Source organism: Oleiphilus sp. HI0043 (genome assembly GCF_001634935.1).
In genome coordinates, this window is the sequence record NZ_LWEY01000382.1 from 1 (window position 1) to 955 (window position 955).

2 protein-coding genes are annotated in these 955 nt (G+C 44.5%); one reads left to right on the forward strand and one right to left on the reverse strand.

The window, feature by feature from the left end:
- Window positions 1-40: 40 nt before the first annotated feature.
- Complete coding sequence (locus A3729_RS05165) at window positions 41-418, reverse strand: DUF2237 family protein (RefSeq protein ID WP_068510255.1); 378 nt, start codon at window positions 416-418, stop codon at window positions 41-43.
- A 229-nt stretch (window positions 419-647) separates the two neighbouring features.
- On the opposite strand from A3729_RS05165, the gene A3729_RS05170 reads away from it, so the two are divergent.
- On the forward strand, window positions 648-955 hold a 308-nt coding region (locus tag A3729_RS05170; RefSeq protein WP_156497684.1), incomplete at its 3' end, for a DEAD/DEAH box helicase.

A 955-nucleotide genomic window follows, 5' to 3' on the forward strand; every position in this document is an offset into this window, starting at 1 on the left:
TAGATCAGTCAAAAAGTGCTGCAAGCACCGAGACAGAGACTTAATTTAGGTCTGCCGCATAAGGCTTTAGCCGCTCCAAGGGAATGACTTCCAAGGCTTTTATGTGCGTTTTAGTTAAGTGAACTCTGGGTGCCATACCATCTTCTTGAGCTTGCAACCAACGAACCGCGCATAGACACCAGGTATCGCCGGGATTCAAGCCGGGAAAGCCGTATTCAGGCACTGGTGTAGACAGGTCGTTCCCTTTAAACCTGGAATATTCTAAGAAGTCTTTAGACGCTTCGATACAAACCGTATGTGAACCTGTGTCTGCTTCACAGGTATTACATTTTCCATCTCGATAATACCCTGTGACGGGGTCGCTTCCACATAGTTCCAAGACTTCGCCAAGTACATTTACTGATTCGTCCATATCCATATTGCTTCTCCGCTTACTAACTGTTTAAGCTTTTGACTATTGATGCATTCATCGCATTGAGCCTTAGTCTTCCAAATGTCTAACCGAATAATACATGGATATGTTGATAATGTTGCTTGTGCAATACGAATTTCTCTTACCATGCTTGTCTCTCAAAAAATAACCATAGCTTTCAACCCAGCCTATTGGCACAATCCACTCCCTAGATTAACGCGATACTGAGGTGTACATGCCATTTTCTAAGCTTGGATTAAGCGATCCCATTCTAAAGGCCATCACAGACAAAGGCTACACCGAACCAAGCCCTATTCAATGTAAAGCTATCCCAGCTATCATAGCTGGCAGAGATGTGGTCGCGGCATCTCAGACCGGTACAGGTAAGACAGCGAGCTTTGTGCTGCCATTGCTTGAAAAACTTAATGTTCCCTACAACTATCGCGGCAAGCGCATACGAGCATTAATTATTACCCCGACTCGTGAGCTGACTGAGCAAATTGAAGCCAATATTACGCAATACGGGAAGTACCTCAACCTAAA

Coding starts and splice junctions, on each gene's coding strand:
- A3729_RS05165 (WP_068510255.1), bottom strand. CDS start 418: ATGGATATGGACGAATCAGTAAATGTACTTGGCGAAGTCTTGGAACTA.